The organism is Nioella sp. (assembly GCF_964229645.1).
Lineage (GTDB): Bacteria > Pseudomonadota > Alphaproteobacteria > Rhodobacterales > Rhodobacteraceae > Nioella.
Map to the genome: position 1 here is coordinate 1 of NZ_CAXREX010000196.1, position 7,798 is coordinate 7,798.

The following is a 7,798-nucleotide window of genomic DNA, read 5'->3' on the forward strand; positions in this document are numbered from 1 at the left end:
CGGATCACCCGGTTTTCAAGCAGGACGATCCCGATCGGGGCATGCAGGAAGGCGGTGGTATGCGGGTCCATCTGGCGTGTCGCTGGTGGCTGTTTGCCCGGCAGTCTAGGGTGCCTCGCCCCGCGATGCCAGCCGCCCGTAGTTCTACGGCATTGCTCCGGATCGGACGCAGGCGCATCCTGCGCGCCAAAGGCAAGGGAGGACGGATCATGGTGCATATCGTCGGGTGGGGTCACACGAAATTCGGCAAGCTGGATGGGCAGGGGGTGGAAGACCTGGTGGTCGAGGCCGGGCGCGAGGCGCTGGCCCATGCCGGTATCGCCCCGGGCGACGTGGATGGCATCTGGATGGGCCATTTCAACGGTGGCATGGTTCCCGATGGCTTCCCCGCCTCGATGGCGCTGTCAATTGATCCCGCGATGCGCTTTACCCCCGCGACCCGGCTGGAGAACGCCTGCGCCTCGGGTTCTGCCGCGGTCTTTGCCGCGCGCAACGCGATCCTGGCGGGCGAGGCGAAGGTGGCGCTGGTCCTGGGGGTCGAGAAGATGACCCACCTTTCCACGCGAGAGGTCGCAGCGGCACTTGGCCATGCGGCTTACCAGAAGGAAGAGGCGGGCCTGTCTTTCCCTGCCGTCTTTGCCGGCTTCGCGCGCGCCTACTTCGAGAGATACGGGGACAAGACCGAGGCGCTGGCCATGATTGCCGCCAAGAACCACGCCAATGCCATGGCGAACCCGCTGGCGCAGTTACACAAGGAACTGCCGGTGGAATTCTGCGCGACGGAAAGCGAGCGCAACCCGATGATCGCGGCGCCCTTGAAGATGTCGGATTGCTCGCTGGTCTCTGACGGGGCTGCCGCCATCGTGCTGGTCGCAGACGACGTGGCCAGGGCGATGCCCCGCGCCGTGCGCCTGCGGGCGGCAGAGCAGGTCAATGATTTCCTGCCGATGTCGCGCCGGGATCTGACGGCGTTCGAAGGTCCGCGCGAGGCGTTCCGGCGGGCCTTCCTTGCAGGCGGCGTAACGCTCGATGATTTGCACGTGGCAGAAGTGCATGACTGTTTCACCATCGCCGAGCTGATGATCTACGAGGCCATGGGGCTGGCCGCAGCGGGTCAGGGCGAAGCCTTGCTGCGCGATGGCGCGGTAATGCGGAACGGGCGGCTGCCGGTGAACCTGTCAGGCGGGCTCAAGGCCAAGGGGCACCCGGTAGGGGCCACGGGCGTCTCGATGCATGTGCTCGTGTCGCGGCAGGTGACGGGAACCGCAGAAGAGATGCAGCAAGACGGCGCGTCCTTGGGTATGGTGTTCAACATGGGCGGCTCTGGTGTCGCCAATTACTGCACCATCCTGGAGGCGGAGCGCGCCTGATGAACATTTCCTACTGGCTTGCCCGTGTGGCCCAGGTCAGCCCCGACCGGCCCGCCATGTATCTCGGCACTGATCTTATAGAAGATTATGCCGGGTTTCACGCCAAGGCCGCTGCCGTTGCGGGATGGCTGGCCGCAAGGGGGATCGGCCCTGGGGACCGGGTGGCCCTCTTCTTGAAGAACGTGCCCGATTACCTGATCGTGCAATACGGTGCCTGGTATGCGGGCGCAGCGGTGGTGCCGCTCAATGCCAAGCTGCACGGGCGCGAGGCCGCCTGGATCATCGGGGATTCCGGAACCAGGCTGACCTTTGCCTCGCCCGGCATGGTGGAGGACCTTTCAGAAGCCGGGGCCACGGGCGAGATTGTCGACATCGGCACAAGCATGAAGGCCATCTACGCCGCTGACCCGATCCCGCCGCAGGATCGCAGCCCTGATGACCTTGCCTGGCTCTTCTACACCTCCGGCACCACGGGGCGACCCAAGGGCGTGATGATCACGCATCGGATGCTGATCTCGATGGCGCTGTGCTACGAGGTGGATGCGGATCGGGTCTTCCCCGAAGATGCCGCGCTCTATGCCGCGCCGCTTAGCCACGGGGCAGGGATATACAACCTGATGCATGTGCGTGCGGGGGCCCGGCATGTCTTTCCGCCCTCGGGTGGTTTCGATGAGGCCGAGATCTTCGCGCTTGCAAGGCACCATGGCCGCGTCCACATGTTCGCGGCCCCCACCATGGTCAAGCGCATGACCGAAGTGGCCAGGGAAACCGGCGAAACAGGCGAGGGGTTGCGCACCGTGGTCTATGCGGGCGGCCCGATGTACCTGGCCGATATCGTGGAAGCGGTGGAGCATTTCGGACCCGTCTTCGTGCAAATCTACGGGCAGGGGGAATGCCCGATGGGGATCACGGCCCTGTCGCGTCATGACGTGACCGACCGTAGCCACCCCCGCTGGCGCGAACGTCTGGCGTCGGTCGGGCGCGCGCAATCCGCGGTCGAGGTGCGGATCGGCGATGCCGAGGGCAACCCGCTGCCCCCCGGCGAGCATGGGGAAATCATGGTCAAGGGCGACACCGTCATGCCCGGCTATTGGCAGAACCCCGAGGCGAGCGCGAAGACCCTGATCGACGGGTGGCTGATGACCGGCGACATGGGGTTCATGGACGCCGATGGCTACGTCACCATGCAAGACCGATCCAAGGACATGATCATCTCGGGCGGCTCCAACATCTATCCGCGCGAGGTGGAGGAAGTGCTGTTGATGCATGAGGCCGTGAGCGAAGCCTCGGTCGTCGGCAAACCGCATCCCGAATGGGGAGAGGAAGTGGTGGCCTTCTACGTGGGCGCGGCGAGGCCCGAGGAACTGGATACGCTCTGCCTCGACAATATCGCGCGGTTCAAGCGGCCCAAGCACTATCGCCGCGTCGCCGCCTTGCCGAAGAACAATTACGGCAAGGTCCTGAAGACCGAACTGCGCAAGCTGTTGGAGGAAGAGAGATGATGGAGCTTTCTGGCAAGACGGCCCTGGTTACGGGATCGGTGCAGGGGATCGGCCTTGCGATCGCCGAAGCGCTGGCCGGGGCGGGGGCACGGATCGCCCTGCACGGGATCGCCGACGAGGCCCGGATCGAAGCGGCAAGCGCGGCCCTTCGGGCCGCAGGCGCAGGGGACGTGCGGTTCTTCCCGGGCGACCTGGCGGAGCCAGAGCAGATCGACGGGCTGATGGAGGCTGTCGCCGATTGGGGCGGTGTCGATGTCCTGGTCAACAATGCCGGTATCCAGCATCCCGCGCCGATCAGCGACGTGCCACGCGCCACCTGGAACGCGATCATCGCCGTGAACCTGTCGGCGGCATTCCACACCATGCAGCACGCTTTGCCGGCAATGGCCGCGCGCGGCTTTGGCCGGGTGATCAACATTGCCAGCGTGCAGGGCCTGATCGGATCCGTTCACAAGGCGCCCTACGTGGCGGCCAAGCACGGGATCATCGGGTTGAGCAAGGTGGCGGCTCTGGAATACGCGACGGCGGGGAGCAAGGCCTCGGGTGGAGTCACGGTCAACTGTATCTGCCCGGGATGGACGGAAACACAGCTGATCGTTCCGCAGATCGAGGCGCGGGCCCAGATCATCGGGGGCGACCGTGATGCGGCGATCGCCGATCTCTTGGCAGAGAAGCAGCCAACGCGGCGGACCTCGGACCCCTCCGAGATCGGGCGCCTGGCGCTGTGGCTCTGTGACCCGATGGCTCATAACGTGACCGGCACGGCCATTCCCGTCGATGGGGGCTGGACCGCGCAGTAGACAGGGTTTCCCTGGCGGGACCCGCCGGGGGGCCAGCCCCCCGGACCCCCCGGGATATTTCTGGAACAATGAAGGGCCAGGCGCATTCGTCTGCGGCGGTGCGGTCACAGAAGAGCTATTCCGGGCAGGGCTCTCTTGTCGGGCATCGGGGCCATGGCTACATGGGCTTGCATGAAACGTTTCATCCCCTTCGTGACGCCGGACCCGATGGTTGCGGTGATCCGCCTCTCGGGCGTGATCAGTTCAAGCCCGCGCGCGGGCGTGCTGAGCGATCAGTCCACGGCCCCCCTGATCGAGAAGGCATTTCGCAAGGGCAAGCCCAAGGCCGTGGCGCTGGTCATTAACTCGCCCGGCGGGTCGCCGGCCCAATCCTCATTGATCGCCGCGCGTATTCGGCGGCTGGCCGAGGAAAAGGATGTGCCCGTTCATGCCTTCGTCGAGGACGTGGCGGCCTCGGGCGGATACTGGCTGGCCTGTGCGGCCGACGACATCTGGCTGGATGCCAGTTCGATTGCCGGGTCCATCGGCGTGATCTCGGCCAGTTTCGGGCTGCATGACTTCATCAGCCGCCACGGGATCGAGCGGCGCGTCCATACCGCGGGCAAGGACAAGTCCATGCTCGATCCGTTCCGCCCCGAGCGTGAAGAGGACGTGGAGCGGTTGAAGGCTTTGCAAGCGCAGATCCACGAAAGCTTCATTGACCATGTGACGTCGCGCCGGGGAGATCGCCTTGCGGATGGGAGCGAAATCTTCACCGGGGAGTTCTGGGTCGGGCAGCGCGCAGTTGATCTGGGGCTCGCTGATGGCCTGGCGCACCTGGTGCCCAAGATGAAAGAGCTTTACGGCGACAAGACCCGCTTCGCGGTCTATGGTCCCAAACGGGGGCTGTTCCAGCGTTTCGGCGCGAGCCTTGCGGGCGAAGCCCTGGGACAGATCGAGGACCGGGCCCTTTGGGCGCGGATGGGGCTGTAGGGATGCTGGTCAAGATCGCCACTTTTTTCCTGGTTGGCATGGCTGTTCTGGCCATGTTCGGCAGGCTTCGCTGGCCGGGCGGCGCGGGGCGCGTTGCGCGCCGCAAGCAGGGCAGCTTGCCGAAGCCCAGGACCTGCCCTACCTGCGGACAGATAAACGTGACGGGCGGGGCCTGTCGCAACTGCAACGAGGGGCGCAGCTAAGTGCTGATCACCGAATTCCTTCTGGCAGGGCTCGGGCTCGTGATCCTGCTGCTTGCCGGTGACACGTTGGTGCGCGGAGCGGTCAACCTGAGCTTGCGGCTCGGGATTCCGGCCCTTGTCGTCAGCCTGACGATCGTGGCTTTCGGAACCTCGGCGCCGGAACTGCTGATCTCGATCAGCGCCATCCTGGAGGGCGTGCCGGGCCTGGCGCTTGGCAACGTGGTGGGGTCGAACACGGCCAATATCCTGCTTGTCCTTGGCATACCGGCCCTGATGTCGGGGCTTGATACCAGCCAATGCGACACCCGCAGAAACTTCGCGATCATGATGATGGCGACGCTTCTGTTCATTGCCCTGGCTTTTGTCGGACCGTTCGTCTGGTGGCATGGGCTGATCCTGCTCGCAGGCCTCGCGATGATGCTGGGGGAAGCTGCCTGGGTCGCGCGGTGCCACCGACGCGACAACGGCGCGCTCGGTGCAGCGGTGGCCGAGGAACTGGAGGAAGTCGAAGGTGCAGACCCCGACATGCCCTGGTGGAAGATCCTGGTCTATCTTGCCCTTGGCCTGATCGGTCTGCCCCTTGGTGCTGACCTTCTTGTCGACAGCTCGATCGTCATCGCCCGGACCTTCGGGGTCAGCGAGACCGCGATCGGGCTCACACTGGTTGCGGTCGGAACGTCCCTGCCGGAACTTGCCACGACGGTGATGGCTGCCTTGCGCCGGCATGCCGATGTGGCCCTGGGCAACGTCATCGGATCGAACATCTTCAACCTGCTCGGCATCATCGGCGTCGCGGCCCTGGTGGGTCCGATCCCGGTGGATCGAGAAATCCTGCATTTCGATCTGTGGATCATGTTGGCAGCATCCTTGCTGCTGGTGCCCTATGTGTTCCTGAAATGGCCCTTTGGGCGGGGAACCGGCATTGTCTTCACGGGGCTTTACGCGGCCTATGTCATCCGGGTTCTGAGCTGAGCGGAGGTCTGTCATGGCGGCATTGGTGACGGGGGCGGCGAAGCGGTTGGGCCGGGCCATGGCGCTGGCCCTGGCCGAGGCCGGGCACGACGTGGCCGTGCACTATGCAGGGTCCGAAGCGGAGGCCGAGGAAACCGCCGCCGCGATCCGCAAGATTGGCCGAAAGGCCGTGACGCTGAAGGCAGACTTGCTGGACGAGGCGGAGACGCAGGCCCTGTTGCCCCGCGCGTCCGAGGCGCTTGGCCAGCCGATCACAGTGCTGGTCAACAATGCCTCGATCTTCGAATACGACAATATCGACAGCATGACCCGCGAAAGCTGGGACCGCCACATCGAGTCCAACCTGCGCGCACCGGTCGTGCTGACGCAGGCCCTGGCCGCCCAGGCCCCGAAAGCCATTGCTGATGCGGATGGGGAGCCCCAGGCCCAGGCTCTCGTGGTGAACATGGTCGATCAGCGTGTAAACAAGCTGACGCCCGAATTCATGAGCTACACGATTGCCAAGATGGGACTGTGGGCCTTTACCCGGACGGCGGCCCAGGCCCTTGCCCCGCATGTGCGGGTCAATGCCATCGGGCCCGGTCCCACGATGCAAGGCGCGCGCCAGTCAGACGCGCATTTCGCACGGCAGCGGCAGGCGACAGTTCTGCAGCGTGGATCGGACCCGGAGGGGATCGTCGAGGCGTTGCTTTTCTTCCTGCGCGCGCGCGCGGTGACGGGCCAGTTGATCTGTGTTGACGGAGGCCAGCATCTTGCCTGGCAGACGCCAGATATCCTTGGAGTGGAATGAGTCTCGAATGGCGACTTCATGGCTGAGCGTAGCAGTTTTCCACTGGTAACAGCTTGGTAACAGCTGTGTTAACCTTTCATGATCGAGGCCGAGTTGCTGCCTGTGGAAAGAAAAATAAACTTTAAAATCAATGGCTTAAAACTGTGCCTAAAAAATAGGCAAACAGACGAACCCCGCCGAATACAAGGAAAATTCCGTGATCCTCACGTTTTATCCCTAAGGTTATCCACAGATTCCGTGGACAGGTTTTCCCTTGAACCTGTCCGCCCTTCGTTGCAGCCCGCAACAGAATCGATTCATCCTGTCGAAGATGCCTGAAACGCCTGATGATAACCCCCTGACCGGCCACGAGTTGATCGGGTCCTACCTGAAGCTTCTGGACAATTCTCCAGGGGTCTATCGCATGCTGGATGGGCAGAGCCGGGTGCTCTATGTCGGCAAGGCGCGGAACCTCAAGAAGCGGGTTTCAAACTACGCCAAGCCCGCGGGCCACAGCGCGCGGATCGCCCGGATGATCCGCGAAACGACCGAGATGATGTTCCTGACCACGCGCACGGAAACCGAAGCGCTGCTGCTGGAACAGAACCTGATCAAGCAGTTGAAGCCGCGCTACAACGTTCTGCTGCGCGATGACAAGAGCTTCCCCAATATCCTGGTCAGCCGCGCCCATGCCTTCCCGCAGATCAAGAAGCATCGTGGCGCGAAGAAGGAGAAGGGCAACTACTACGGACCCTTCGCCAGCGCCGATGCGGTAAACCGGACGCTGAACCAGTTGCAGAAGGTCTTTCTGCTGCGCAACTGTTCCGACGCGACTTTCGACAGCCGGACCCGGCCCTGCCTGCTCTACCAGATCAAGCGCTGCTCGGGCCCCTGTGTCGGGCTGATTTCCGAGCAGGATTACGCGGCCTCCGTGAAGGATGCCGAGCGGTTCCTGGCCGGCAATGGCACCCGGATCCAGGAACAGCTTGCCACGGAAATGCAGGCGGCCTCCGACGCGATGGAGTTCGAACGGGCCGCAGCCCTGCGGGACCGCATACGTGCGCTGACAACCGTTCAGGGTGTCCAGGGTATCAACCCGCGAGGCGTGGCCGAGGCCGATGTCGTTGCGCTCCACATGGAGGGCGGCCAGGCCTGCGTGCAGGTCTTCTTCATCCGCGCGAACCAGAACTGGGGCAACCGCGATTTCTAC

General features: G+C 64.0%; 8 protein-coding genes. All 8 read left to right on the forward strand.

Annotation, left to right across the window (positions count from 1 at the left end):
* The first annotated feature begins 209 nt into the window (after nucleotides 1-209).
* Entirely contained in the window at nucleotides 210-1,370 is a 1,161-nt protein-coding gene (locus ACEQXV_RS13325) for an acetyl-CoA acetyltransferase (RefSeq protein WP_370251073.1), read from the forward strand.
* A complete protein-coding gene (locus ACEQXV_RS13330) occupies nucleotides 1,370-2,872 on the forward strand; it encodes a class I adenylate-forming enzyme family protein (RefSeq protein WP_370251074.1) in 1,503 nt (500 codons plus the stop codon). Before ACEQXV_RS13325 ends, ACEQXV_RS13330 begins: the two co-directional genes overlap by 1 nt.
* Nucleotides 2,869-3,672, forward strand: coding sequence for a 3-hydroxybutyrate dehydrogenase (locus ACEQXV_RS13335; protein WP_370269616.1), 804 nt, complete (start codon nucleotides 2,869-2,871; stop codon nucleotides 3,670-3,672). The genes ACEQXV_RS13330 and ACEQXV_RS13335 overlap by 4 nt, the downstream gene beginning before the upstream one ends.
* 171 nt (nucleotides 3,673-3,843) lie before the next feature.
* The gene (locus tag ACEQXV_RS13340) at nucleotides 3,844-4,644 is read left to right on the forward strand and encodes a S49 family peptidase (RefSeq protein ID WP_370251076.1); all 801 of its coding nucleotides are present in this window, start codon (nucleotides 3,844-3,846) and stop codon (nucleotides 4,642-4,644) included.
* Between the two features lie 2 nt (nucleotides 4,645-4,646).
* Nucleotides 4,647-4,847, forward strand: a complete 201-nt coding sequence (locus ACEQXV_RS13345; protein WP_370251077.1) for a hypothetical protein — start codon at nucleotides 4,647-4,649, stop codon at nucleotides 4,845-4,847.
* A 6-nt stretch (nucleotides 4,848-4,853) separates the two neighbouring features.
* Nucleotides 4,854-5,819 (forward strand): calcium/sodium antiporter, encoded by a 966-nt coding sequence (locus ACEQXV_RS13350; protein WP_370269620.1) that lies wholly within the window; start codon nucleotides 4,854-4,856, stop codon nucleotides 5,817-5,819.
* A 13-nt stretch (nucleotides 5,820-5,832) separates the two neighbouring features.
* Nucleotides 5,833-6,609, forward strand: coding sequence for an SDR family oxidoreductase (locus tag ACEQXV_RS13355; RefSeq protein WP_370269618.1), 777 nt, complete (start codon nucleotides 5,833-5,835; stop codon nucleotides 6,607-6,609).
* 310 nt (nucleotides 6,610-6,919) lie between these two features.
* Nucleotides 6,920-7,798: excinuclease ABC subunit UvrC (gene uvrC / locus ACEQXV_RS13360; RefSeq protein ID WP_370269619.1), on the forward strand; the 879-nt coding region annotated here is incomplete at its 3' end.

What these genes read in the sequence shown, in the direction of transcription:
- ACEQXV_RS13325 (WP_370251073.1), top strand. Translation starts at nt 210, where the DNA reads ATGGTGCATATCGTCGGGTGGGGTCACACGAAATTCGGCAAGCTGGAT.
- ACEQXV_RS13330 (WP_370251074.1), top strand. Translation starts at nt 1,370, where the DNA reads ATGAACATTTCCTACTGGCTTGCCCGTGTGGCCCAGGTCAGCCCCGAC.
- ACEQXV_RS13335 (WP_370269616.1), top strand. Translation starts at nt 2,869, where the DNA reads ATGATGGAGCTTTCTGGCAAGACGGCCCTGGTTACGGGATCGGTGCAG.
- ACEQXV_RS13340 (WP_370251076.1), top strand. Translation starts at nt 3,844, where the DNA reads ATGAAACGTTTCATCCCCTTCGTGACGCCGGACCCGATGGTTGCGGTG.
- ACEQXV_RS13345 (WP_370251077.1), top strand. Translation starts at nt 4,647, where the DNA reads ATGCTGGTCAAGATCGCCACTTTTTTCCTGGTTGGCATGGCTGTTCTG.
- ACEQXV_RS13355 (WP_370269618.1), top strand. Translation starts at nt 5,833, where the DNA reads ATGGCGGCATTGGTGACGGGGGCGGCGAAGCGGTTGGGCCGGGCCATG.